Source organism: Micromonospora sp. 4G55 (genome assembly GCF_016803375.1).
The window spans coordinates 1-22,927 of sequence record NZ_JAEVHN010000034.1 but is presented as its reverse complement, the minus strand read 5'-3'; the positions used below and the strand labels follow the sequence as shown (position 1 = coordinate 22,927).

General features: G+C 72.6%; 33 protein-coding genes and 4 pseudogenes. 33 read left to right on the top strand and 4 right to left on the bottom strand.

Going from position 1 to position 22,927, the window contains the following annotated elements:
* From JNW89_RS05545 to JNW89_RS05535, 3 genes and pseudogenes are all read left to right on the top strand, one after another.
* Positions 1 to 325, top strand: a pseudogene (locus JNW89_RS05545) (PLP-dependent aminotransferase family protein); the annotation flags it as partial.
* A 62-nt stretch (positions 326 to 387) separates the two neighbouring features.
* Positions 388 to 1,677, top strand: a complete 1,290-nt coding sequence (locus tag JNW89_RS05540; protein WP_238447977.1) for a low temperature requirement protein A — start codon at positions 388 to 390, stop codon at positions 1,675 to 1,677.
* A 74-nt stretch (positions 1,678 to 1,751) separates the two neighbouring features.
* Positions 1,752 to 3,090, top strand: a pseudogene (locus tag JNW89_RS05535) (low temperature requirement protein A).
* 57 nt (positions 3,091 to 3,147) lie between these two features.
* Here the strand turns inward: JNW89_RS05535 and JNW89_RS05525 are convergent.
* Positions 3,148 to 4,973: pseudogene (locus JNW89_RS05525) on the bottom strand (AMP-dependent synthetase/ligase).
* Between the two features lie 56 nt (positions 4,974 to 5,029).
* Positions 5,030 to 5,329, bottom strand: a complete 300-nt coding sequence (locus tag JNW89_RS05520; protein WP_238447976.1) for a helix-turn-helix transcriptional regulator — start codon at positions 5,327 to 5,329, stop codon at positions 5,030 to 5,032.
* A gap of 90 nt (positions 5,330 to 5,419) precedes the next feature.
* Between JNW89_RS05520 and JNW89_RS05515 the strand changes: the two genes are divergently transcribed.
* The 30 genes from JNW89_RS05515 (at position 5,420) to JNW89_RS05370 (ending at position 20,949) form a co-directional block, all read left to right on the top strand.
* Complete coding sequence (locus tag JNW89_RS05515; RefSeq protein WP_238447975.1) at positions 5,420 to 5,767, top strand: hypothetical protein; 348 nt, start codon at positions 5,420 to 5,422, stop codon at positions 5,765 to 5,767.
* Between the two features lie 12 nt (positions 5,768 to 5,779).
* A complete protein-coding gene (locus tag JNW89_RS05510; RefSeq protein WP_238447974.1) occupies positions 5,780 to 6,682 on the top strand; it encodes a hypothetical protein in 903 nt (300 codons plus the stop codon).
* Positions 6,640 to 6,939 (top strand): hypothetical protein, encoded by a 300-nt coding sequence (locus JNW89_RS05505; RefSeq protein ID WP_238447973.1) that lies wholly within the window; start codon positions 6,640 to 6,642, stop codon positions 6,937 to 6,939. The genes JNW89_RS05510 and JNW89_RS05505 overlap by 43 nt, the downstream gene beginning before the upstream one ends.
* 89 nt (positions 6,940 to 7,028) lie before the next feature.
* Positions 7,029 to 8,150, top strand: coding sequence for a hypothetical protein (locus tag JNW89_RS05500; RefSeq protein WP_238447972.1), 1,122 nt, complete (start codon positions 7,029 to 7,031; stop codon positions 8,148 to 8,150).
* Between the two features lie 65 nt (positions 8,151 to 8,215).
* Positions 8,216 to 8,404 carry a hypothetical protein gene (locus JNW89_RS05495; RefSeq protein ID WP_238447971.1) on the top strand — a complete coding sequence of 63 codons (189 nt, stop codon included), beginning with the start codon at positions 8,216 to 8,218 and terminating at the stop codon, positions 8,402 to 8,404.
* A 206-nt stretch (positions 8,405 to 8,610) separates the two neighbouring features.
* A complete protein-coding gene (locus JNW89_RS05490) occupies positions 8,611 to 9,006 on the top strand; it encodes a hypothetical protein (RefSeq protein WP_238447970.1) in 396 nt (131 codons plus the stop codon).
* A 3-nt stretch (positions 9,007 to 9,009) separates the two neighbouring features.
* Positions 9,010 to 9,396 (top strand): hypothetical protein, encoded by a 387-nt coding sequence (locus JNW89_RS05485; protein ID WP_238447969.1) that lies wholly within the window; start codon positions 9,010 to 9,012, stop codon positions 9,394 to 9,396.
* Positions 9,393 to 9,677 carry a hypothetical protein gene (locus JNW89_RS05480; RefSeq protein ID WP_238447968.1) on the top strand — a complete coding sequence of 95 codons (285 nt, stop codon included), beginning with the start codon at positions 9,393 to 9,395 and terminating at the stop codon, positions 9,675 to 9,677. Before JNW89_RS05485 ends, JNW89_RS05480 begins: the two co-directional genes overlap by 4 nt.
* A gap of 61 nt (positions 9,678 to 9,738) precedes the next feature.
* Complete coding sequence (locus JNW89_RS05475) at positions 9,739 to 10,062, top strand: hypothetical protein (RefSeq protein ID WP_238447967.1); 324 nt, start codon at positions 9,739 to 9,741, stop codon at positions 10,060 to 10,062.
* A complete protein-coding gene (locus JNW89_RS05470) occupies positions 10,055 to 10,264 on the top strand; it encodes a hypothetical protein (RefSeq protein WP_238447966.1) in 210 nt (69 codons plus the stop codon). The genes JNW89_RS05475 and JNW89_RS05470 overlap by 8 nt, the downstream gene beginning before the upstream one ends.
* Positions 10,257 to 10,691: a hypothetical protein gene (locus JNW89_RS05465; protein WP_238447965.1), complete on the top strand. Its 435-nt coding sequence runs from the start codon at positions 10,257 to 10,259 to the stop codon at positions 10,689 to 10,691. Before JNW89_RS05470 ends, JNW89_RS05465 begins: the two co-directional genes overlap by 8 nt.
* Positions 10,692 to 10,913, top strand: a complete 222-nt coding sequence (locus JNW89_RS05460; protein ID WP_238447964.1) for a hypothetical protein — start codon at positions 10,692 to 10,694, stop codon at positions 10,911 to 10,913.
* A 148-nt stretch (positions 10,914 to 11,061) separates the two neighbouring features.
* Positions 11,062 to 11,292, top strand: coding sequence for a BldC family transcriptional regulator (locus JNW89_RS05455; protein WP_238447979.1), 231 nt, complete (start codon positions 11,062 to 11,064; stop codon positions 11,290 to 11,292).
* The gene (locus JNW89_RS05450) at positions 11,292 to 11,549 is read left to right on the top strand and encodes a hypothetical protein (RefSeq protein ID WP_238447963.1); all 258 of its coding nucleotides are present in this window, start codon (positions 11,292 to 11,294) and stop codon (positions 11,547 to 11,549) included. Before JNW89_RS05455 ends, JNW89_RS05450 begins: the two co-directional genes overlap by 1 nt.
* The gene (locus JNW89_RS05445) at positions 11,539 to 12,606 is read left to right on the top strand and encodes a YqaJ viral recombinase family protein (protein WP_238447962.1); all 1,068 of its coding nucleotides are present in this window, start codon (positions 11,539 to 11,541) and stop codon (positions 12,604 to 12,606) included. Before JNW89_RS05450 ends, JNW89_RS05445 begins: the two co-directional genes overlap by 11 nt.
* Positions 12,603 to 12,929: a hypothetical protein gene (locus JNW89_RS05440; RefSeq protein ID WP_238447961.1), complete on the top strand. Its 327-nt coding sequence runs from the start codon at positions 12,603 to 12,605 to the stop codon at positions 12,927 to 12,929. The genes JNW89_RS05445 and JNW89_RS05440 overlap by 4 nt, the downstream gene beginning before the upstream one ends.
* Complete coding sequence (locus tag JNW89_RS05435) at positions 12,926 to 13,342, top strand: hypothetical protein (protein ID WP_238447960.1); 417 nt, start codon at positions 12,926 to 12,928, stop codon at positions 13,340 to 13,342. The genes JNW89_RS05440 and JNW89_RS05435 overlap by 4 nt, the downstream gene beginning before the upstream one ends.
* Positions 13,332 to 14,273 carry a recombinase RecT gene (locus tag JNW89_RS05430; RefSeq protein WP_238447959.1) on the top strand — a complete coding sequence of 314 codons (942 nt, stop codon included), beginning with the start codon at positions 13,332 to 13,334 and terminating at the stop codon, positions 14,271 to 14,273. Before JNW89_RS05435 ends, JNW89_RS05430 begins: the two co-directional genes overlap by 11 nt.
* A complete protein-coding gene (locus tag JNW89_RS05425; RefSeq protein WP_238447958.1) occupies positions 14,270 to 14,527 on the top strand; it encodes a hypothetical protein in 258 nt (85 codons plus the stop codon). The genes JNW89_RS05430 and JNW89_RS05425 overlap by 4 nt, the downstream gene beginning before the upstream one ends.
* Positions 14,524 to 14,889, top strand: coding sequence for a hypothetical protein (locus tag JNW89_RS37990; RefSeq protein ID WP_238447957.1), 366 nt, complete (start codon positions 14,524 to 14,526; stop codon positions 14,887 to 14,889). Before JNW89_RS05425 ends, JNW89_RS37990 begins: the two co-directional genes overlap by 4 nt.
* Positions 14,886 to 15,452 (top strand): crossover junction endodeoxyribonuclease RuvC, encoded by a 567-nt coding sequence (locus tag JNW89_RS37985; protein ID WP_238447956.1) that lies wholly within the window; start codon positions 14,886 to 14,888, stop codon positions 15,450 to 15,452. The genes JNW89_RS37990 and JNW89_RS37985 overlap by 4 nt, the downstream gene beginning before the upstream one ends.
* The gene (locus JNW89_RS05410) at positions 15,449 to 15,901 is read left to right on the top strand and encodes a hypothetical protein (RefSeq protein ID WP_238447955.1); all 453 of its coding nucleotides are present in this window, start codon (positions 15,449 to 15,451) and stop codon (positions 15,899 to 15,901) included. The genes JNW89_RS37985 and JNW89_RS05410 overlap by 4 nt, the downstream gene beginning before the upstream one ends.
* 32 nt (positions 15,902 to 15,933) lie before the next feature.
* On the top strand, positions 15,934 to 16,263 hold the full coding sequence (locus JNW89_RS05405; RefSeq protein ID WP_238447954.1) for a hypothetical protein: 330 nt from the start codon (positions 15,934 to 15,936) through the stop codon (positions 16,261 to 16,263).
* Entirely contained in the window at positions 16,260 to 16,826 is a 567-nt protein-coding gene (locus JNW89_RS05400) for a hypothetical protein (RefSeq protein WP_238447953.1), read from the top strand. The genes JNW89_RS05405 and JNW89_RS05400 overlap by 4 nt, the downstream gene beginning before the upstream one ends.
* Positions 16,823 to 17,275 carry a hypothetical protein gene (locus tag JNW89_RS05395; RefSeq protein ID WP_238447952.1) on the top strand — a complete coding sequence of 151 codons (453 nt, stop codon included), beginning with the start codon at positions 16,823 to 16,825 and terminating at the stop codon, positions 17,273 to 17,275. Before JNW89_RS05400 ends, JNW89_RS05395 begins: the two co-directional genes overlap by 4 nt.
* A 3-nt stretch (positions 17,276 to 17,278) precedes the next feature.
* A complete protein-coding gene (locus JNW89_RS05390) occupies positions 17,279 to 18,790 on the top strand; it encodes an AAA family ATPase (RefSeq protein WP_238447951.1) in 1,512 nt (503 codons plus the stop codon).
* The gene (locus JNW89_RS05385; RefSeq protein WP_238447950.1) at positions 18,787 to 19,032 is read left to right on the top strand and encodes a hypothetical protein; all 246 of its coding nucleotides are present in this window, start codon (positions 18,787 to 18,789) and stop codon (positions 19,030 to 19,032) included. Before JNW89_RS05390 ends, JNW89_RS05385 begins: the two co-directional genes overlap by 4 nt.
* On the top strand, positions 19,032 to 19,382 hold the full coding sequence (locus tag JNW89_RS05380) for a hypothetical protein (protein ID WP_238447949.1): 351 nt from the start codon (positions 19,032 to 19,034) through the stop codon (positions 19,380 to 19,382). The genes JNW89_RS05385 and JNW89_RS05380 overlap by 1 nt, the downstream gene beginning before the upstream one ends.
* Positions 19,379 to 20,212 (top strand): DNA adenine methylase, encoded by an 834-nt coding sequence (locus tag JNW89_RS05375; RefSeq protein ID WP_238447948.1) that lies wholly within the window; start codon positions 19,379 to 19,381, stop codon positions 20,210 to 20,212. Before JNW89_RS05380 ends, JNW89_RS05375 begins: the two co-directional genes overlap by 4 nt.
* A 5-nt stretch (positions 20,213 to 20,217) precedes the next feature.
* Complete coding sequence (locus JNW89_RS05370; protein ID WP_238447947.1) at positions 20,218 to 20,949, top strand: hypothetical protein; 732 nt, start codon at positions 20,218 to 20,220, stop codon at positions 20,947 to 20,949.
* A gap of 71 nt (positions 20,950 to 21,020) precedes the next feature.
* Here JNW89_RS05370 and JNW89_RS05365 read toward each other — a convergent pair whose 3' ends face one another.
* Complete coding sequence (locus tag JNW89_RS05365) at positions 21,021 to 21,770, bottom strand: class I SAM-dependent methyltransferase (RefSeq protein WP_375155054.1); 750 nt, start codon at positions 21,768 to 21,770, stop codon at positions 21,021 to 21,023.
* Positions 21,750 to 22,680 (bottom strand): annotated as a pseudogene (gene ligD, locus JNW89_RS05360) (non-homologous end-joining DNA ligase); the annotation flags it as partial. The gene JNW89_RS05365 and the pseudogene ligD, both read right to left, overlap by 21 nt.
* Positions 22,681 to 22,927: the final 247 nt, after the last annotated feature.

Sequence of the window (22,927 nt, the reverse complement as noted above, 5' to 3'; positions counted from 1 at the left end):
CGCAGCGCGACGCCCTGCTCGCCGCGCTCGCGCAGCGCCTGCCCGACTGGCGGGTCACCGCGCCGCACGGCGGGGGTCACCCTCTGGGCCGAGCTGGACGGGCCGATCTCCAGCGCGCTGGCCCGGGCCGCCGAGGAGGTCGGCGTACGCCTGGCGCCCGGCCCCCCGGTTCGGCCTGGACGGGACGCTGGAACGCTTCCTGCGGCTGCCCTTCACCCTGCCCGCCGCCGACCTGGTCGAGGCGGTGGGCCGGCTCGCCGCGGTCCGCTACGACCTGGACCGGGCCGGGCGTCCGCAGTGGCGCGAGGCGACGGTCATCGCCTGAGCCCGGCGCGGTGGGCCCACCGGGGACGCCACGCCGCGGTCCCGGCTGCCAGACTGTGCGCCGTGACGAACGGCGGTACGACGCGGCGCGGGCCGCGGATGCGGGCCGTGACCGAGGGCGCCTCGGTCACCCCGCTGGAGCTCTTCTTCGACCTGGTCTTCGTCTACGCGCTCACCCAGGTGACCGCGCTGATGGCGGGGGACCTGACCTGGTGGGGCATGCTGCACGGGCTGCTCCTGCTGGCCCTGCTCTGGTGGTGCTGGTGCTGTTACGCCTGGCTGGGCAACACGGTGCGCGCCGACGAGGGGGTGGTCCGGGTGGCGCTGTTCGCGGTGATGGGCACCATGTTCGTCGTCGCGGTGACCATTCCCGAGGCGTTCACCGACCTGCCCGGCGGGCTCTCCGGGCCAGCCGTCTTCGCGGCCGGCTACCTGGTGGTCCGGGTGCTGCACCTGGTGATCTACTGGCACGCCGCCCGGGCCCGGGACGACGCCGCGCTGCGCCGGCAACTGCTGCGGGCGGCCCTGCCGATGCTGGGCGGGGCGACCCTGCTGTTCACCGCCGCCCTGCTGCCCCAGCAGCTCGCCGACTCCCCGCACCAGGAGGACGTCATCCGGACGCTGCTCTGGGTGCTCGCCCTCGCCGTCGACTACGGCGGCATCATGGCCATCGGCGCGCGCGGCTGGCAGGTCTACTCGGCCGCCCACTGGACCGAGCGGCACGGGCTGATCATCATCGTCGCGCTCGGCGAGTCGCTGGTGGCGATCGGGGTCGGGGTGACCGCGCTGCCGATCTCCTGGCCCATCATCGTCGCCTCGTTCCTCGGCATCGCGGTGGCCGCCGCGCTCTGGTGGGCGTACTTCGACGTGGTGTCGATCGCCGCCGAGCGGGTGCTGGCCCGGGCCGAGGGCGCCGAGCGGGCGGCGCTGGCCCGCGACTCCTACACGTACCTGCACCTGCCGATGGTGGCCGGCATCATCCTGCTCGCCCTCGGCTTCAAGAAGGTGCTGTCGTACGTGGGCGACGGCACCGAGCACGCGCTGACCGACCCGCTGCACGGCATCGGCCTGTACGCCCTCTACGGCGGGGTGATCCTCTACCTCCTCGGCCACGTGGGCTTCCGGCTGCGCAACATGCGTTCGGTCAACCGACCGCGGGCGGTGACCGCCGTGCTGCTGGTGCTGCTGGTTCCGGTCGCCGACCACCTGCCGGCGCTGGCCGCCCTCGGGCTGCTCGCCGTGGTCTGCGTCGGGATGATCGCGGTCGAGGTGGTGCTCTTCGGCGACGCCCGGCGCAAGCTGCGCGACGCCTTCCTCGACGAGCACGGGTCCGCTCCGGCGTCCGAGCACTAGACCGGCCGCCCGCCGCCCGGGTGGGGTTGCGCCGATCCACCTCGGCCGCGCTGGGCCGCTGGGACACTGCGGGGGTGGGGGCAGCGGACCGGCGGCCGGATGCGGCGGGCGGAGGCCAACGGTGGTCGCGCGGGGTCCGCCCCGGCGCGCCCGGGTCCCGGACCACCCGGCTGGAGCTGTACTACGACGTCGTCTTCGTGTTCGCCTTCCTCACCGTCACCACGGTGACGTCGAGTCGGCCGACCGGGCCCAACCTGATCGGCTGCCTGCTGGTGCTGTCGCTGCTCTGGTGGTGCTGGACCGGGTTCGCCGCCGTCGGCAACGCGGTCCGCACCGACCAGGGCGTGCTGCCGCTGATCGGCTTCGTCACCCTGGCCGCCACCTTCCTGCTCGCGCTGAGCATGCCCACGGCCTTCGTGGACCGGCCGGGCGGGCTGAACGGCCCGCTCGTCTTCGCCGGTTGCTACTTCCTGGTCCGGATGTCGCAGCTGTCGGTCCTCGGCTGGGTGGAGTGGCCCGACCCGGCCCGCCGTCGGCGGTGGCTGCTGCTGGCCACCCCGCCGGTGATCGCGACCGCGCTGCTGGTCATCGCCGCCCTGGTGCCGCACCGGGTCGCCGACGGCGCCGCCGAGGGGTGGATCCGGCTGTTCCTGTGGTCGTCGGCCCTCCTGGTCGAGTACGGGGCGGGGGTGCTGCTGGGCGGCGGGTACTGGGCGGTGCTGTCGGCCGGGCACTGGGCGGAACGGCACGCGTTGATCGTGCTGGTCGCGCTCGGCGAGTCGGTCATCGCGCTGGGCTTCGGCCCGCGGTTCTTCACCGAGCTGCCGCTGAGCTGGCCGGTGATGGCGGCCGCCGTGCTCGGCATCGCGGTCGTCTCGGCGCTGTGGTGGGCCTACTTCGACACCCTCGCCCTGGCGATGGAGCAGGCGCTGCACGGCACCCGGGAACCCGCCGGGCGGGCGCGCCTCGCCCGGGACGCCTACACCTACCTGCACCTGCCGTTGATCGCCGGGATCATCTTCGTCGCCCTGGGGCTCAAGGACCTGCTGGCCGAGGGGGCGGACCCGAGCACGCCGCCCTGGGGGGGAGCCGCTGGGCGGCTTCTGGGTGCTGGTGCTGCACGGCGGGGTGGCCGTCTACCTGCTCGGCCTGGCCGGGCTGGGGTGGCGGGCGTGGGGCGAGGTGCGGTGGGTGCCGCTGGCGACGGTGGTGCTGCTCGCGGCCCTCGGGCCGCTGTCCAGCCGGGTGCCGGAACTGGGCGCGCTGGGGCTGCTGGCGCTCGTCTGCGTCGCCTCCACCGGAGCGCAGACGATGGTCGACGGCCCGCGCCGGCGCCGGACCCGGCAGGTGGCGCTGGCGGAGCAGGAGGCGTCGGAGGCCGAGCAGAGCAGGTGGCGGGGCGAGCACCTGTGAGCGGACGCCCGGGGTGGCCGTGCCCGGCGAGGAACCGGCCACGGCCACCCGGGGCGGTCAGAGCTCGGCCAGCGTGCCGGCGTACATCTTGTCGATCTCGGTGGCGAAGTTGGTCTCCACGCCGCGTCGCTTGATCTTGAGAGACGGGGTGATCTCGCCGTGCTCGATGGTCAGGTCGCGCGGCAGGATGGTCACCTTCTTGATCGTCTCCCACCGGTTGAGCTTCGCGTTGAGCTGCGCGACGTACTCCTCGACCATGGCCTTCGCCTCGGGGGAGGCCACGACCTCGGCGTAGTCCCGGCCCTCCAGCGGGCCGCCGGCCGTCCAGCCCTTGATCGCGTCCGGGTCCAGGGTGACCAGCATCGTGCAGTAGTTGCGGGCCTGGCCGATCACGATCGCCTGCGAGGTGTACGGGCAGATCGCCTTGAACATGCCCTCGATGTGCGACGGGGCGATGTACTTGCCGCCGGAGGTCTTGACCAGGTCCTTCTTGCGGTCGGTGATCCGCAGGTAGCCGTCGTCGTCGAGGCTGCCGATGTCGCCGGTGCGGAAGAAGCCGTCCTCGGTGAACGCGGCCTTCGTCTCCTCGGGCAGGTTGTGGTAGCCGCGCATCACCGGCGTGCCCTTGACCAGGATCTCGCCGTCGGTGTCGATCCGGCACTCCAGATCGCCCATCGCCCGGCCGACGGTGCCGATGCGCAGCCCCTCCGGCGGGTTGACGAAGTTGCCGGCGCTGGTCTCGGTCAGGCCGTACCCCTCGGAGATGGGCAGGTTCGCGGCGGCGAAGAAGGTGGCGATCTCCTTGCTCAGCGGGGCCGCGCCGGAGACCAGCACCCGCATCCGGCCGCCGAGGCGGGCCTGGAGCTTGCTGAAGACCAGCTTCTCGGCCAGCGCGTACTTCAGCTTCAGCCCGGCCGGGACCGGCTGGCCGGCCTGCTCCAGCGCGACCTTCTCCTTGCCGACGCGGACGCCCCAGGCGAAGATCTTCGCCTTCGCGCCGCCGGCGCTCTGGGCCGTGGTGACCGCTTTGTTGTAGACCTTCTCGAAGACCCGGGGCGCGCCGCACATCAGCGTCGGCCGGACCACGCTGAGCAGGTCGACCAGCTTGTCGATCCGCCCGTCCACGTACGTCGGCAGGCCGACGTGGGTGGCGCCGCAGAGCAGCGTCTTGCCGAACGAGTGCGACAGCGGAAGCCAGAGGTACTGCAGGTCGTCGTCGCGCAGCAGCCCCATCTCGGCCTGCGCCACGCCCTCCCAGCACCAGCCGCCGTGCAGCAGTTCGACGCCCTTGGGCCGGCCGGTGGTGCCCGAGGTGTAGATCAGGGTGGCCAGGTGCTCCGGGCCGATCGGGGCCACAAGGCGCTCGATCAGGTCCGGCTCGGCCGCCAGCCGCGCCGCGCCCTGCTCCTCCAGTTGCGCGAGGGTGAGCTGGGGTACGGCCGCGGCCGGGTCGACGGCGCGTCGAAGAGCACCACGTGGGTGAGCGCGGGAAGCTCCGCCCCGGCGATCTTGGCAGCCTGGGCCGGGTTCTCGGCGAAGAGCACCCGGGAGCCGGAGTCGGCGATGATGTAGACCGCGTCCTCGGGCTCGGTGGTGGGGTAGACCGTGGTGGTCGCGCCGCCGGCGCACATGATGCCGAAGTCGGCGATCACCCAGTCCAGCCGGGTGTTGGCCAGGATCGCCACCGGATCCTCCTGGCCGACGCCGAGTGCGTGCAGGCCGGCGGCGACCGCCTTGGCCCGCTGTCCGACCTGCTCCCACGTCAGCCAGAGGGGTCCGGAGTCGTCCGGGCCCGGGTGGGCGAACGCGTGCCGGTCGGGGGTGGCGGCCACGCGCTTGAGGAACATGTCGGGGATGGAACGGTACGGTACATCGAGAGCCATCGCTGTAGCCGCCTTCAGGGGTGGATGGACGTGACGGGGGTCACGCCGGTCTGCGGTTACCGAAGAGTATTGCCACCTCGGTGCCCCTGCAAGCGTTGTCCCGCCAGTAGCCAGGCGTAGTCGCAACCGCTGCGGTTGCTGATCTTCTCGACCACGTCCAAGAGGTTGCGCGGCGCCACGTTGTCGCGCTCCCAGGTGCGCCAGGACTCGGCGGGCACGCCGCACTGCGTGGCCGCCTCCTTGACGTTGCCCCAGCCCATGCGCTGGCGCACGAGCGCGAGGCGCGCGCCGAAGCTGCTGTCGTCTGCGGTCCATCCAGTCGCGGTCTGGATGTGACCCCCCTCTACGGCTGTCATGTCCACAGAATACGGCGCTCTCCACATAGTGCAAGACATGCCACACCCCTATTCGCAAACCACGTACACCTGTGCTTGACACAGGTCTACGTGACGCGCATGATGCTGTGCATGACACAGGAAAGCCCGACACTCACGCCGCAGCAGGCAGCCGAGCGGCTAAAGGCCGCCGGTGTGCCGTCCAGCGGCGAAACGGTGCGGCGCTGGGTCAAAGCTGGCCGACTGCGCGGGGCGATCGTCCTGCCGTCCGGCCGTATCCGCATCCCCGCCGCCGTCATCGACGGCATCACCGGAGCAGGTGCCGATGGCCGCATGGGCCTTCCCGTGGACGAAGCCGAAACAGTCGCCGCCCCGACCGGGTCAGCCGCCGAAGCCGAAGCCCCCCAAGACCAAGCCGCCCAAGAAGGGCGCGCGCTGACCCCGTCGCACCACCGCTAGGAGGCACCCGTCATGACCACCGCCGCCATCTCCGACCACCTCCGCAACTCCGAGCTGGGCACCCTGGCCCGCGCGCTGGAGTCGCAGCGCACCCGCTCCGTCGACCTCGTGGTGCCGGCCCGGCAGCTGCGCGTCGACCAGGGGCACTTCGTCATCGAGGGCACCGAGCCGCAGATCAGCGAGGACGGCGTCACCACCGCCGACGGGCTGTACACCCCGACGCCGGTCGGTGACGAGGGCGTGGCCGCGAAGCTCGACATCCCCGTGCGCTACCTGCGCCGCATGCGCTGCGAGCACGTCGAGCTGTACGACGCCAACGTCAACGGCTGGCTGGCCCGCTCCGACAAGTCGTACCTGCTGCGGATGCTCCGCAGCGACGACGAGACGCGCAACATCGTCGAGGGCACGGCGGGCGTCATGCGCGCGTTCCTCAGCGACAGCTACCGGGTGATCGACAACTTCGATGTGCTCCTGGCCGCGCTCGCCGGCCTTCAGCAGGCCGGCGTCGCCACCCCGAAGATCAGCGCTGACCTCACCGACCGGCGGATGGTCGTGCGCGTCCAGTCCACCGACGTCGCCGCCCGCGCCCCGAAGCTGCTGTCGGACTACCGGTCGCCGTTCACCGGTCTGACCGGCGCGGACAACCCCATCGTGTGGGCCGGTTTCGAGATCGCCAACAGCGAGACGGGCGGCGGCGCGTTCACGATCACCCCGCGCCTCGTGGTCGAGATCTGCACCAACGGCATGAAGATGACCCGCGACGCGATGCGCGAGGTGCACCTCGGCGGACGGATGGACGAGGGCGTCGTGCGGTGGAGCGAGACGACGCGCGGAAGAACCTGGAGCTGGTCACCAGCCAGACCGCCGACGCCGTGGCGACGTTCATGGACCCGGCGTACGTCGAGGCGAAGGTGACCGAGCTGGAGCGGACCGCCGGCGCCAAGGTCAGCGACCCCCAGCAGACGATCGCCACGGTCAGCAAGCGCCTCGGGTTCACGCAGGACCAGCAGGCGTCGATCCTGTCGCACTTCATCCAGGGCGCGGACGTGAGCGCCGGTGGCGTGCTGCACGCCATCACCGCGACCGCGCAGACGCTCGACGACGGTGACGCCGCCTACGACATGGAGTCCAAGGCCGTCGCCGCGATGGAGCTGGCCGCGTCGCTGCGCTGACCCCCTGAGCAGCCGGGACGGGCGTCCGAGAACCACGCACGAGGGCCCGCGACGCGTGAGACGCGAAGCGGAGCGCGGGATCGCTCCGGATGCCGACCCGGCACCACAACCTACCCAACCCGTCAACCCGTCACGAGATCCACCTAGAGGAGCTGGTCACGATGGCCAAGAGGAACAACCAGGAGTTCGTCTACGAGTCGCTGCGCGACCTCGGCGAAGTCACCGCCAAGCAGGTCATGGCCGCCACCGGTCTGTCCAACTCGGCGACCACCGACAACCTGCGCCGCCTGGTCGCGGCGGGCCGCGTCGAGCGGCGCGAGATCGACAACCCGATGGCCGCCGGTAGCGGCACGGTCGTGCTGTGGCGGGTGCTGGAGCAGCACGAGATCCCCGCCGGTGCGGACGAGCCCCCGGTCAACCCCGCCGACGTCGCCGAGGCGCTGGACGAGATCGCCACGCACCAGGGCGAGCAGCCGCCGACCGTGGTGCGCGCCGCGTACAAGGGCGACCACCAGGACGCCGCCGTGGTCGAGCTGCCGGACGGGCCGGTGCTCGACCCGGCCGCCGAGATCGTCGTGGACGACGACCGGCCGGCGTCCGTCGCCGACGCCCTCCGCGAGCAGGGCGACGCCGGGCACGTGGACCTCAACGTCATGGAGCCGCACGTCGAGACGCCCGCCGATGGCCACTACGCCACCGCTGACGACGTCGACGCGGCCGTGGCCGCGCGGGAGAGCGACACACAGACTCCGGCGTGCTCGCCGGAGCCCGAGCCGGCAAGCGTCGAGTCCGCCGGCTCGGGCCACCAGACCGACGCGGAGACGGCGCACGAGCCCGCGAGCAGCAACCCCGGCGACGTCCTCGCCTTCATGCAGAGCGTGCGGCCCGTGTCCCCCGGCCCCCGGTCGGCGAGCCCGCTCCCCGCCCGCGCCGCACCCGCGCGAGCAGCGGAGAGCCGCGCGACACCAGCGGGTTCTACCGGCGCGGCCAGCTGTCCGACCAGATCGCCGCGTGGATGCGCGAGCACGCCGACCAGGCGCACAGCCCCAACGAGGTCGCCAAGGCGCTCGGCGCGCAGACCGGATCGGTCGGCTACGCGCTCGACAAGCTCACCGCCGCCGGCACCGTCCAGCTCACGCAGGCGAAGCCCAAGCGGTACCAGGCGCGCGCGACCGTCGCCGCCGAGTGAAAGCCAGGGGCCGGCCCGCTGACGGGTCGGCCGGCCCCTACCTCCCCTCCCGTCGCCGCGAACCAACACCCGCTGGAGGTGCGCGCCATGCCCACACCCATCGCCCCGCCCGAGTGCGACGCCCGCTGCCCCGCCACCGCCATGGTCATCGTGATCAAGGGCAGGGACACGCTCGCGTTCTGCGGACACCACTACGCCGACCACGAGGTGGCGCTGACCGTGGACGGCTGGCAGGTCTACGCCGACTCCCGTGCCCAGCTCACCAAGGCCGCCTGACCGTCGTGTCTGCGCCTGCGGTCGCGCCGCCACCCACACGCTGCGCACCACCGACCACCGGGCCGTCCCCCGCCGCGCATCCATCGCGTGCGGCACGTGCCTCAACCAGGAACGCCGATGGGTCGGCGCCGCCGGCCCGTACATCGTCCACCAGCTGCCCGGCGCGGCCGTCCAAACCGCGCTCGATCTAGAAGGGATCTAGAGCCATGACCACCACCAACACCTCGCGGTTCCCCCTCACCGCGAAGGAGCGGGCGACGTACGCCCAGCACTGGTTGAACCTGCGCGTCGCCGCCGCGAAGGCCGCCGCCGCTTTCGAGAAGCGGCAGCGGCGCAGCGCGGCGCTGGACGACCTGGCCGCCCGGTCGGGGTGGGACGACATCCGCACCGCCGACACGAAGGCCGTGAACCTCGGCTTGCGCAACGCCAAGGCGGAGCACGAGCTGTGGACCACCGAGACGCAGCGGATCAGCGCGCTGCTGGCCGGTGAGCTGGCCGCCCGGGAGCTGCTGGGCGTGGACCTCGCGACCGCCGCCGCCGACGCTGTGCGCCGGCCGGCGCCGGCCCCGCGCACCGCCCCGACGATGGCGAAGGTGGGCTGAGCGGTGGAGGTCAAGAGCGCACTGGACCTGGTCAACGCGATCATCTACAAGCCCGGCTGGCGGATCTCCGCGGAGGACCACACCCGCCGTTTCGAGGGCGCGATCGTCGTGCGCATCGACTACCCCGCGCGGGCGTCGGAGCGGGACGAAGCCCCGGACTACGAGCGGGAGATCAACACCTACGCGACGTTCCCGCTGATCGTCGCCGACTGCGACGACGTGGGGATCTACCGGCGGATCGTCGACAAGCTGATCGCGATCGAGACGCACGAGATCCGCGAGTTCTTCCGCATCCAGCCGACCCGGTGGGCTCCGTTCCACCCGCACCGCATCGACGGCATGAAGCGGTGGGGCGACCCTGACGGCGACCTCCAGTTCGGCATCGCATGAATCACCTGTACGTGGCGTCGTGGTCCGAGGGCGGCCGGCAGCGGGCGCAGGTGTTCGGCGGCATGCGTGGGCTCTTCTACGCAGCCGAGGGCACCCGCCAGCTGGGCGGCACGCTCGTGGACCGCGACGCCGACCGGGTGCTCATCGACACCAGCGCCGGCTACGACATCGCCCCGCGCTGCCCCGAGCCGCGCTGCGCCGACACGTGCGCGGACCCGAGCACTCACCTGGAGCGCGCCATCGCCGCGTGGGACCAGAACCCGGAGGTGCCAGCAGCATGAACCGCCTGTACCGGATGTGGAAGCCGGGCGTGCACCAGCGGCGCCGGCCGCCGCGTGGCCCGTGGTCGCCGCCGCGACCGGACGCGAGGCCGCCGCGATGAACCAGGAGCAGATGCCCGCCGACGCGCTGGACGACTGCCGCAGCTGCAAGGCCCGCTTCGTGTGGGCGACGCACCAGCGCACGCTGCGGCCGATGCCGGTGGACGTCGCGCCGTCCGCTGACGGCAACCTCGCGCTGGCGGTGACCGCGGCCGGGGCGGTGACCTGCCGGGTCGTGAAGCCGGAGCTGGCGTACGGCCGCCAGGACCTGCACAAGTCGCACTTCGCGACGTGTCCGGACGCGGACCGGCACCGCCGGCCGAGGGGCGGTGCCAGCCGTGACTGACGATGACTGGAGGGCCGCGCACGCGGACTGCGACCACGCCGGTAAGCAGGTCACCTGCGACCGGTGCGGGAGCACCTACGTCTGCACGCCGTGGCAGGACTTCTACTGCGCAGCCGAGGGCGACCACTGCTGCGAACCTTGCCTGCTCGGCGGGCGGCCGTTGTACGTCATCGTCCCGAAGCCGGCGGCGGGCCATGGCTGACACCGGACACCGCACCCTCGCCGACAACCCGGCCAACGACGTGCTGCTCATCGGGCTCGACGCCGCAGTGCCGCTGTGGATGCTGGAGCTCGCGGCGCTGCCGGCGGGCATCCGCGACGAACGGCGGATGCGGTGGGCCGCCGAGGCCGCGGACGCCGTCGCGTACCAGGGCCACACGTTGCAGTACGGCGGCAAGCGCGGCGAGGCGGCGAAGGTGTTCAACGCGCTCGCGCGTGGACTGGCCGCTGGCGCGTACCAGCCCGGCGGTATCACCTTCGCGGGCCGGCACTGGTGCGCCGATCACCAGCTGTGCGTGGACGCCGACGCGCACGCACATGAGCCGCTGCCGGAGCCTGCGGCGCCGTCCGGTCCGACGCTGCACGGCCGCCCCCTGGTGGATGTGCCGCTGCCGCCGGAGGTGCTGTAGATGGCGCGCGGCGACGGATGGGACGACGGCGAGGCGCTGAACGCGCGCACCGACGCCGAGCAGCTGGCCACCGTGCTGCCGCCCCGCCCGGCACTCCAGATCGTCACCCCGCACGTCTGCGGCGCCGGTGTCACGCCCTGCGGCAAACCGGCACGCCTCTACCCGTGCGGGTGGCGCTGCGACCACTGCGCCCCGGGGAGGACCGCCGATGCCGCGCCGTAACCGCAACGTCTGCCGCTGCTGCCCCGGCTGCGGCCACAAGATCCCGCTGACCAGGGCCGGGACGCTGCGCCCGCACCGCTGCTCGTCAGGCAACGAGCGGCCCGAGCGGCGCCGCCGCCGGGTGCCCTTCACGAAGGAAGGCACAGCCATGACCACACCAACACCCCCGGCGGAGGACCGGCTGCTGACGCCGGGCGAGGTCGCCGCACTGTTCCGGGTGGAGCCGAAGACGGTCAGCCGGTGGGCTGCCGCCGGTCGGCTGCACTGCATCCGCACGCCGGGCGGTCACCGCCGGTTCCTGGAATCGCAGGTGCGTGCGCTGCTCGACGACCCGCCCGCCGTGGACGTGACGGCGGCGAACAACCGAGGCGGCCGGTGATGGACGTCCCGCCGCACATCCGCGCCGCGCTCGACCAGGTAGCCGCCGGTGGCCGCGAGTTCATGGAGAACGTCGTCGCGCTCGCCACGGAGCAGCTGCGCAAGTACGACGGCGACCCGGACGTGACCGCGATGGTCATCTTCCGGGGCTCTCGGAAGGTCGACCCGGAGCGGCTGGCGGCCGGGTTCGCGTGGGCGATGGTCGCGCTCGCCCAGCAGCGCGCCGAGATCGAGAGGAACAACGCCCATGAAGGCTAAGACGACTGTGCCGCTGTCCACGGGGGACAGCCGCCGCGCCGTGGCCCGGTTCGGCCGCGCCCCGCGCACTCCGGCGGTGCCGCTGCTGCCGCCGGACGCCGACCAGCAGACGTGGCTCGACGCCCGCCGCAAGGGGCCGGAGGGCTACCGCATCGGCGCGTCGGAGATCGCCGCGGTGCTCGGCGAGAGCCCCTGGCAGTCCCCGTTCTCGCTGTGGTGGGGCAAGCACGCCGGCTGGCAGACGTCACAGGACCGGGCGCAGCGGTGGGGCCACAAGCTGGAGGCGGTCATCGCGGAGGTGTTCGCGGAGGACCGGCCGGACCTGCTGGTGTGCCGCGCCGGGGCGGCGCTGTGGGCGCACCCCGAGCACCCGTGGATGACGTGCTCGCCGGACTTTCTGGCGGTCCGCCTCGGGGTGTGCACCGATGAGCGCGGCGGCACGTGCGAGCACCCGCCGCACCTGCCCTGTGGTCGGCCGCACGTCGAGCCGGTGGAGTGCAAGAGCGACAAGGGCGGCAAGGGGTGGGGCAAGCCCGGCACGAACCAGGTGCCGGCGCACCACCGCATGCAGCTGCTGTGGCAGTGCGCCATCTTCAACGCGCCGCGCGGTCACCTGGTGCGCAACGACGTGCCGTACGTCGTCGAGTACGACGACGCCGCCCGCGCCGAGGTCGCGCAGTGGATCGAGCGGGCGCGCGAGTTCGTGACGTCGCTGGAGATCGGCGCGGCCCCGAACCCGGACGGCCACAAGGCCACGGAGCGGGCGCTGATCGACCTCAACCCCGCGGTGGACGTGGGGGAGACGGCCGTGGTGGGCGACGACATCGCCGAGGCCTACGAGACGTGGCACGACCAGCTGGCGTTCGTGAAGGACCAATTCGAGCAGGCGCGCAACCAGCTGCGTGCCGCGATGGGTCGCGCCGAGTCGGCCATGACCGGCGACGGGCGGGTGTTCGCCAAGCGATCCGTCTTCAAGCGGCGCGGCTACGAGGTCGCCCCGTGCGTGGTCGACCGGCTGGACCGCAAGCACGACAACGACAAGGAGCAGGCGAAGTGAGGAAGACGAGAGGGCAGATCGGCCAGCGGGTCATGAGCGGCGTGGTCCGCATCGGTCGCCGCGGTCAGCGCAACCCGCTGACCGGGATGGTGCCGGTGCTGCGGCCGGACCCGGAGGTGGCGTCGCGCCGCGCCGGAGCGCGCGGGGTGTCGGCGGTGGGCGTGAAGTACGTCGACCGACTGACGAACTACCAGGAGCAGAACGGACCGCCGTACCGGCTGACGCCGCGCCAGCAGCGCCGGCTCGACCACAAGGCCGCCCACCAGGAGGCGAAGGCCCGCCGGGCGATCGCCGCTCGCGCTGCGCGGGGTGGTCGGGCATGAGCGCGCCGCGGAAGTTCCACCGTGCGGTGCTCGTGCTGACGGAGGTGGTCAGCACGACGAACCAGAACGGCTATGTGCACGAGGCGGACGCTCTACGGGTCGCGGAGGTCACCGTCACCGGTGACACCGCGGCGGATGCCCTGGGGCAGCTGGAAGTGCACGTCGACGCGCTGGCCGAGTGGCACACCCAGCTGGAGCGAGAGCAGGAGGACGTGTCGGTGGTCCCGGCGCGGGTGCTGGTGGAGCGCGACGACCCGGACGTGGTGGACGTCGACGTGCCGGCGTGGAGCGTCGAGTGCCGGCACGGCGAGTGCGGCGGGTGCGACGGGACGGCGTCCGAGCCGGGGTCGCCGCGGTGCGAGCACCACTGCCACAAGCCGGACGACCAGGAGGTGCCGACCGATGGCCGGTAGGGGACAGCAGGAACAGGGGCAGCGCGGCAACGAGGTCGCGGTCCGCGCGGAGGACATGACCGAGCTGGCCAGGATGGTCACGCAGTACCGGGGCACGTTCGCACGGCTGCTGCCGTCGCACATGGACGCGGAGACGTTCGTCGGCATCGCCGCCGGTGCGCTCTACAAGAACCCGAAGACCGCCGAGGCGGCCATGCGCCACCCGGACTCGCTGATCGTGGCGCTGCGCGACTGCGCCCGGCTGGGTCACGAGCCGGGCACCGACCAGTACGCGTTGACGGTGCGCAAGGGCCGGATCATGGGCATCGAGCAGTACCAGGGCGTGATCGAGCGCATGTACCGGGCCGGCGCCGTGGTCAGCGTCCACGCCGAGGTGGTGTGTAAGGGCGAGACGTTCCGCCGGATGGACCCCATGCCGCCAGTGCACAAGGTGCCCAACGACGACTGGTTCTCGCGCGACACCAGCGTAGAGAACCTGGTCGGCGCGTACTTCTACGCGATCTTGGAGGGCGGGGCGTGCTCGCGCGTCGTGATTATGGGCCGCGCGGAGATCATGAAGCACCGCGAGGTAGCCGAGTATTACGGCGTCTGGGACGGGCCGTTCGGCAAGTCCATGTGGTTGAAGACGGTGGCGCACGAGGGCGAGAAGTGGGTGCCGACCAGCGCCGAGTACCGGCGTGAGCAGGCACGCGCGGCGGCGGCGATGGCCGACGCGATGAAGACCGCCGCCCCGCCATCCGTGGCTGCGCCCAGCGCGCCCGTGGAGCGTGCGGCGACGACGGAGCAGGGCGAGCCGCCGCAGACGCCCAGCGGCGATGTGGGCGGCTCGGGTCGGGTGGTCGACAGCACGGTGGTGGAGACGCCGCCGCACGAGCCGGGACCGAACGACTGGGACGACGTGCCCACCGTGCCCCCTGGCGGTGGCCAGTGACCGGGCCGGAGCACTACCGCGAGGCGGAGCGGCTGGCCGCGAGGGCGGAGCAGCACATCACCGAGGATGCGCGCGACATGCGCATCGCCGAGGTCACCGCGTACGTCGCGCAGGTGCACGCCACGTTGGCGGTAGCCGCCGCGACCGCGATCAACGACCCGTCGCCGGTTGCCGAGGGGCAGCCGAGTTGGGCGGCTGCCGAGTGGGAGAAAGTCGCGTACCCGATGCCGCCTCATGGTGGTGGTGGCCAGTGATCACGCAGGTGTTCACGTTCGGGTACGGCCAGACGTGCCCGTACACGGGGGAGTCGCTGGCCGACCGGTACGCCGTCATCGACGCACCCACCAAGGAGCTGTGCCGGAGGCTGATGCTCGCCGTGTTCGGCCGCGAGTGGGCTTTCCAGTACGCATCCGTGGGGGAGGCGACCGGCCACGGTCGGTACCCGATGGCCGAGCACATGCGGCTGACGTACAGCGGGCCACCGGACCCGCTGTTCCTGACCGCCGCCTGCCCCGAGTGCGGCATGCCGGCGAAGCGGCACACCCGCAAGCACGGCGCCGACCACGGCACGTTCCACTGCGCCGAGAAGCACTCCTGGCCGGATGGTGGCCGGTGAACCGGCCCGTGACGACGGTGCTCGGCATCGACGCGTCGCTGACCGCCACCGGCATCGCCGCGTGGCGCGACGGACGGCTCTCCACCGCCACCATCCGCACCACCCCCGAGATGGGCGACCACCGCACCCGCCGGCACCACATCGCCGCGCAGATCGCCCCGTACGTCACCCGCAACACCCTCGCCGTCAAGGAGGCGGTGCCGCTGTACAAGGGCAAGGGCGCACGCGACAACGCGTTGGAGCTGTCCGCGCTCGGCGGAGTCATCGAAGATGCGCTGCTGATGCGGTGGGTCCGCATCGTCATCGTCCAGCCCACGCAGGTCAAGCAGTTCGCCACCGGCAGCGGCGCGGCGGACAAGGACCAGATGGTGGCCGCCGCCCGGGAGCAGATCGGCGTGCACGTCGCCAACGACAACGAGGCCGACGCGCTGTGGCTCGCGGCCATGGGCTTGCACCGCTACGGGCGGCCCCTCGATCCCCACCGGCTACCGGCAATGCGGGCGCGCCTGCTGGCGAAGCTCGCCGAGCAGTGGCCAACCGATTTCGCGCTGGAGGCGCAATGACACCCCTGACCCCGGAAGACATCGCCCTGTTCGTGTCCGAGACGGACCAGGACAAGGCCGCCGTGCGACAGCTGGCCGCGCTCGTGCGCCGGCACTGGACGGACGACAGCGGATGCCCCCTGCCGAAGTGCCCCAGCGGTTCCATCGCCCGGCAGGTGGAGAAGAGCAGCCCCGAGCACATCCGGCACCTGTTCCTGTCGGCGCTGGTGCTGCTCGCCGAGCAGCAGCAGGAGCGGGAGCGGCAGCACACGCCCGGCTGGGCGGTGGTCGACGACCTCGGCGTGCGGCACGACTTCACCGGCCCCGAGAAGGCGATGCGGTACGCGATCGACCGGGCGTACACCGACCGGTCGACCGAGCTGGAGTCGCCCACGGGTGACCGGTGGGTGCTGCTGCGCCGGCACCCCGACGTCGTGATCGTCGCCGCCCGCAAGGTCAAGACGCTGTGACCGCCACTGACACACGGAAGGAGGCATGACCCGTGCTGCTCATCGGAGGGCCCCGGCACGGCAACGACGTGCCGATCGACGACACGGCGCAGACGTTCGTGGACGTCGCCAGCGCCACCACCTACACGCGCCGCCGCATCCTGCAGGCGTTCCCGCACGCCCTCACCGGCAAGACCGCGCACCTCTTCGCGCAGGAGGTGCTGGTGCACGAGACGGTCCGCGACCAAGTCCAAATGCAGCTGGGCATCGGGGACATCCTCGTCTCCCGCTGGTTCCGAGAGGAGGGCACGGAGGTGCCCCCCGACCAGTGGCCCGGCGCGCAGGCGGCGCAGACACCACCCACGGAAGGACCGACCGCATGACCGTCAACATGTCCGCCACCTTCAAGAAGGACGAGCGGATCAACAACGGGCTGGAGCGCATCGCCCGCGACCTGGTGAAGGACCCGCTGACCCGCCACGTGGTCGTCGGGGTCATCGAGTGCACGCGCATCACCCGTGACATCGCCGATGGCGGGGTGGAGACGCCCACGGTGCGGTTCGCGCTGATCGAGGTGCTCGACGGTGACGCCGCGGAGCAGGGCCGCGAGCTGCTGGACGCCGCGCACAACGCGCGGACCGGCAAGAGCCCGGCGCCGACGTTGTTCGACACCGACCGGGACCCCGACGACGTGGTGGACGCCGCCGTGTACTGCGGCGCCACCGACGATCAGGGGCGCTCGTGCGCGCTGGAGGAGCACGGGGAGGACGTCGAGCACGAGTGGCGCGAGCAGGGCCGGTTCGTCGACCCGGTGGCGTTCATGGACGGCGCGGGCTCCCCGGCCGAGGACGGCACCCCGCCGGAGGACGGCACCCCGCCGGCCGAGACGCCGGAGGAGCCGGTGTCCGAGCGCCGCCGTGACGAGTGGCTGGAGGACCCGGCATGACGGCGGCTTCCGTGCTGGAGGGCCCGTCCGGCCGGGCCGTCCGCACCGACCTGCGCAAGACGTCCGCCGAGTTCCGCGGCTTCATCGTCGACGAGTGGACGATCCAACCGGACCGAGGCGGGCCGTGGCAGCTGGTGATGAGCCAGGACGACGGCGACTACCTGCTCATGGTGGCGCGGGTCGACCCGCTGAAGGCGCTGCTCGGGTTGGTGTCCCGTCGGGCCCGTGAGCGATCGGTCGAGGTGGCCGTGATCCTGCCCGTGCACGCCGAGTCGAGGGCGCACGCCCGCGCCCTCACCCGCGAGATGGCCCGCGACTGCGTGCAAGGCGGTCTGCCGCTGCCACCGCAGACCGACAACGAACGCCACCGCTGGGCGCTCACCGGCCTGCTGTTCTCGGTGGCCACCGGCGCAGCAACCACGCACGGCACGGCAGCGGAGAAGGCGTAACCAGTGGCCGCCGGGGGGAAGCACAATCAGCCGGGGTACGAGGACCCCCCGGCGGTCGCACGCAAGGCCATGTACGACCGGGCGGCGGAGCTGGCGGTGCTCGGCGCGTGCCTGCTCGGCAAGCTGGACATCGTCGCGCAGTACCGCGAGGCCATGCCCGGCAACCCGTTCTACGTCGTCAAGCACGCCGAGGTGTGGCGGCACATCTGCTCCCTCGCAGACGACGGCATCCCCACCGACCCCGTCTCCGTGGCGGAGCGGTGGCGCACCAAGGGCGCACGGTTCGTCGACCCCGAAGACCGCGTCTGGCTGGTCGAGCTGTACAGCAACGCGCCCCTGGTGCACTCGCTGCATCACGCGCAGACCGTCGCGAAGTGGGCAGCCGCCCGGTCCGTCGTCGAGGCCGGCATGCGGATGCAGCAGCTCGGCGAAGCCGCCGACCTGGACCGCGTCGAGCAGATGTTGGAGCAGGCCAAGGCGGATCTCGCCGCGGTGGTCATCGACCGGCCGACCCGCCAGCCGTGGCACGAGCACCTGGTGGACGGCGCGGCGTTCGCACTCGACGTGCCCGCGTCGGTGCCGCTGCTGTGGGGCAGCGACGACGGCCGGGTGCTGTGGGCCGAGGGCGAGTCGCTGATGCTGGTCGGCCCGCCCGGCGTCGGTAAGTCCACCGTCGCCGGGCAGGTCGTCGCCGCGCGGCTCGGACTCGGCGGCGGCGAGGTGCTGCGCCTGCCGGTGCGGTCCGGCGGCCGGGTGCTCTGGCTCGCATGCGACCGTCCGGCGCAGATCGCGCGGAGCCTGCGCCGCACCATCGGCCGGGAGGACTGGCGCGACGCCATCCGCGACCGCCTCGTGGTGTGGAAGGGACCACCGCCGGCTGACTTCGGGCAGCGGCCGGAGCTGCTGCTGGCCATGGCCAAGGACGCCGACGCGGACACCGTCGTCATCGACTCGATGAAGGACGTGTGCACCGGCCTCACCGAGGACGCCCCGGCCGCCGGCTACAACCGCGCCCGGCAACTCGCCCTGGCCAACGGCATCCAACTGCTGGAGCTGCACCACACCACCAAGTACGGACCCAACGGCGCCGCGCCCACCGAGCTGGCCAACGTCTACGGCAACCAGCAGCTGACCGGCGGCGCCGGGTCGGTGGTGCTGCTCTGGGGCAAGGCCGGCGACGTCCAGGTGACGCTGTCGCACCTGAAGCCCGTGCAGGACGTGGTCGGTCCCTACCTGGTGTCGCACGACCACATGGCCGGCACCTCCACGGTCGAGCGGGAGCCGGACCTGGTGCTGCTCGCGGCGCACGCGCCCGCCGGCATCACCGCCGACGAAGCCGCACGGGCCATCAAGCAGACCACCAAGCCGCGGCCGGCGGACATCGAGCACGCCCGCCGGCAACTGGAGCGCCTCGTGGCGCGCGGACTGCTGATCAAAGCGGGCCGGCGCAACATGGCCGACCCCAACTCGCCAGCGACGTACCTCGCCGCCGCGCAGGAAGAAGACGACCGATGACCAAGCCATCGAGCACCAAGCCGCAGCGGGTGAAGCCGACGCTGGCCAGCGCGCGGCGGACCCTGAACCAGCCCAGCGGCAGCAAGGGCATCCTCGGCAACCGGTACCTGAGCACCTGCAAGCTGTGCCCGGACGGGGTGTTCGACTACCAGCCGAAGGTGTGGCTGACCAAGCCGATGGGTTGGTCACACGAGGACTGCGCCCAGCGCGCCGGGCTGCTGTCAGATCCGGCGGTGCCGTGATGCGCCGCGACCTGGAGCTGACCCGCGCCCTCTACCGGGCTGCGTCCGGCGGCAAGCGACACCGCGTCGAGCGGCTGGTGTCCAGCGGCATCCTCGTGACCCGAGTCCGCAGCGTGCACCGCCGCTACGGCCACAGCACCAAGGCGTCCGCGCGTCTCATTCACGAGGTCGACACGGCGTACCTCGCGTGGTGGAAGGGCCGTGTGGTCGGCGCGGTCGCGATCTGGCGGTGCGGCAGCTCGACCACCTCCCCGCGTCTCGCCGAGCAGCCGCCGGCGGTCTACCGGGGCCAGTCGATGAAGCGGTGCCTGCTCTGCCAGATCGAGAACAACGAGTGGAGGCCGGCATGACCGCGCCGCCGTACCAGCCGCTGCCACCACCGGTGCCGTACTACGGCGCCAAGGGCCGGCTCGCGCCCGCCATCGTGCGGCTGCTGCCCGCACACCAGCACTACGTGGAACCGTTCTGCGGCTCCCTCGCCGTGCTCCTGGCCAAGCCGCCCTCGGCGCGGGAGACGGTCAACGACCTGGACGGCGAGCTGGTGACGTTCTGGCGGGTGCTCCGCGACCGGCCCGCCGACCTGGAGGAGGCCGTCCGGCTCACCCCGCACGCCCGGGCGGAGCACGAGCTGACCTACCAGCCGACCACCGATGAGCTGGAGACGGCCCGGCGCGTGTTCGTCAAGCTCACCCAGGGCCGCGCCGGGCAGATGACCCGCACCGGCTGGCGCTACCGCATCGGCATCGACACCGACTCCAACTCCATCCAGTCGTACCTGGACCGGTTCCGGCGGCGCATCGACCCCGCCGCCCAACGGCTCTGGCGGGTGTCGCTGGAGTGCCTGCCGGCGCTGGACATCATCCGCCGCTACGACCACCCCGACGTCCTGTTCTACGTCGACCCCCCGTACCTGGCCAGCACCCGCGCCGGCACCGGCTACCGCATCGAGATGCCCCACCCCGAGCAACACCGCGAGCTCGCCACGGCGCTGCGCGCCAGCCGCGCCGCGGTGGTGCTGTCCGGCTACCCGTCCGAGCTGTACGACCAGCTGTACCAGGGCTGGTACGTCGAGGAGATCCCCACCCAGACCGTCCAGGGCGGCGCCGGCAAAGCCACCCGCGAAGTCCTCTGGTCCAACCGCCCGCTCGGCGGGCGCGTCCAACACACCCTCTGGGAGTAACCACCATGCCCATCTCCAACACCGTCTGCGACGCCGCCGCGCTGGTGCCCGCCACCGCGACCACGCAGGCACACGTGCACCGCTGCAACCGCTACGTGTTCGCCGATTGCGTCACCCACGTCGGCATGCACCACTGCGCCGGGTGCGGCGCCGACTTCACCGTCAGCCCAGTCAGCGCGCCCACCGCCACCGAGAAGTGCGAGGCGTGCGGCGCCGTCCAGCCGCTCACGAACCTGCGCGAGATGTACCCGGAGCCGGACGTCACCCAGTACCTGTGCATCGACAACGTGGCGTGCTCGGCGCGGGTCATGGGCCACATCACCGTGCCCGGCATGCCCGCCGGAATCTGGCCGGCGACCACCAGCCGGCGCGGCGACCGGGGGGAGCGCAGCAACCTGTACTCCTTGCCGGCCGCGCCGCCGCCACAACACGACCCGGCCGAAGTCGACCCCGGCCTGCGCGAGGCGTACGCGCTCGTGCGGGACATCCGCGACATGATCGAGCGCCAGGGCCCCGACAACGCGGTGCGCACCACCGTGCGGCAGCGCCTCACCCAGCTGGAGCGTGAGCTGGCCGGGTACCGGCCGCCCACCGCCGAGCTGGTGGAGATGACGCTGGAGCCCGGCGTCGTCGACGACCTCACCAAGCGGGTCATCGAGCTGGAGCGCGCCGTCGCCAACCTCATCCAGGAGCGCTGCACGCCGGCGCCGCCGGCTAGGGCCGGCGTCAAGGTCTGACTGGTCGACCCCGGCGTGGTTGTCGTTCGCCGCGGACGCGGGTCATCCGGCTCGGCCGTCGCCGCTGCCGGCTAGGTGTCGGAGGCGCGGACCGTCCGGAGCAGGAAGCCGGGCAGCGAGAGCTGCTGGCCGCCGGTCTCCGCGGTCACGTCGATCTCCTCGATCTCCGTGTCGACCCACTGCGGTTCGGCGAAGCCCGCCCGCAGCAACTCCTCGGTCACGCCCCAGCCCTGGTCCGCAGCGAAGGCAACCGCCAGTACGAAGACGGTCGCCCCCGGCGCGACGAGGCCCGGCAGCAGCGCGAGGTAGTGCTCCACCGCGCCGCCGCCGCGCCGGTGGAGACTGTGCAGCAGACCGGAGTCGAACACCGAGTCGAACGGCGCCGACGGCAACGACAGCTTCGTGGCGTCCTGCACCTCGAAGTGCACCGTCAGGCCCTCGGCGGCGGCCTTGGCGCGGGCCATGTCGATCGCCACGGGCGAGATGTCGACCGCCGTCACCTGGTAGCCGCGGCGGGCGAGGGCGATCGCGAGGTCACCGGGGCCGCAGCCGATGTCGAGCACCTTCGGGCCCTTCAGCCCGCGGTCGAGCACCGCCGCGAGGGCCGGCTGCGGACCGCCGATGTCCCAGGGCGGCCCGCCCGAGTCGGCGGTGTCGCGGTAGAGCGTGTCGTAGTCGTGGGGCCCGTAGCCGTGGACCTCGGCATCGTGTGTGGTCACCGCAGACCTCCTGGACAACTGGTTCGCCGGCACCAACCTGAGCGGCATGACGCGGGTCATCCGGCCGCCGTCGGGCCCGGGCCGGCGTTTCCCCTCGTGCATGGCCTGCACCCGGGCGACCGGAATGGTCCGCCCCTCGGCGACCAGGTCGGCCGGGAGCCGCTGCGGGGCGGGCAGCGCGTCGGCCCACGGGTCCCGGTCGACCACCAGCGCCGGCACCGTCCGCACCGTGAAGTCGGCCGGGGTGACCCCGTCGAGGTCGTCCCAGGCCACCGGGAAGGAGACCGGCAGGCCGGGCCGGACCCGCGGGCTGTACGCGGCCACCACGGTCGCCCCGCCGGCCCGAGTCGCGTCGACGAAGACCCGGCCGCCCCGGTCCTCCCGGATGAAGGCCGTGGTGGCCAGGGCCGGGTCAGCCGTTCGGCGTGCACGGCGAGGGCGCGGGTGCGGCGGCCGCCTCCTCGGCGGTGGTCGCCGGGTCGAGCGGTACGAAGACGTGCACGCCCTTCGCCCCGCTGGTCTTCACCGCCCCGGCCAGGCCGACGCCGTCGAGCGCCCGCCGCACCAGCGCGGCGGCCCGGACGACCAGCCCGAACGGCTCCCCCTCCGGCGGATCGAGGTCGAGCACCAGGTGGGTCGGGTGCTCGGGGTGCGCCACCGTGCTCAGCGTCGGGTGGTACTCGATCGCCCGCTGGTTGGCGAACCAGAGCAGGGTGCGGCGGTCGTCGCAGAGCGCGTAGGACACCTGCCGGTGGGACGCCTCCGCCCAGACGGCGGTACGGCGCACCCAGTCCGGCGTGTACTTCGGCAGGTTCTTCTGCATGAACGGGTCCTGCCCGCGCAGCAGCCGGATCACCGAGAGCGGCCGGTCGCGCAGGCCGGGCAGGATGCGCTCGCGCACGGCGTCCAGGTAGTCGACCAGGTCCCGCTTGCTGACGTCACCACCGGCGAGCAGCGGTTGGTCCAGGTTGGTCAGCCCGACCCCGTCCCGGGTCTCCTCCGCCCCGCTCATCAGCCCACCTTCCCGGCTGCGCCGGCTCGGCCGCAAGCCGACGCGGCGGTCCAGCCCGCGAACGGGTCGCCGCCGCCGGACAGACGTCACCACCGGCGAGCAGCGGTTGGTCCAGGTTGGTCAGCCCGACCCCGTCCCGGGTCTCCTCCGCCCCGCTCATCAGCCCACCTTCCCGGCTGCGCCGGCCGGCCGCAAGCCGACGCGGCGGTCAGCCCGCGAACGGGTCGCCGCCGCCGGACAGCGCGTC